General features: G+C 71.4%; 1 protein-coding gene. It reads right to left on the bottom strand.

From position 1 onward, the window contains the following. Nucleotides 1-322, bottom strand: a 322-nt coding sequence (locus tag LCU97_RS26560; protein WP_232778224.1) for an AMP-binding protein, incomplete at both ends; no start/stop codon positions are given.

The following is a 322-nucleotide window of genomic DNA, read 5'->3' on the forward strand; positions in this document are numbered from 1 at the left end:
CGGCACCTGCGGATTGGCGTCGAACGCGGCATCGTCCGCCGCCTGCAGGGAGGCGTCGGTGTCGAGCAGCAACAGCGGCAGATCGCCGGCTGGCAGGGACAGCGCCGCTTGGGTCAGCAATGCCTGCGGCTGGCTGTCCTGGAGCATGAAGGCCATGCGGTCGGCGGGGTGGGCCGGGTCGATGGGCACGTAGGCCGCACCGGCCTTGAGCACGCCGAGCAGGCCGACGATCATCTCCAGGCTGCGCTCGGCGCAAAGGGCGATGCGTTGGTCGGGCTGCACGCCCAGGTCGAGCAACTGGCGGGCCAGGTGGTTGGCGCGG

This window comes from Pseudomonas uvaldensis, assembly GCF_021271205.1.
Classification (GTDB): Bacteria; Pseudomonadota; Gammaproteobacteria; order Pseudomonadales; family Pseudomonadaceae; genus Aquipseudomonas; species Aquipseudomonas uvaldensis.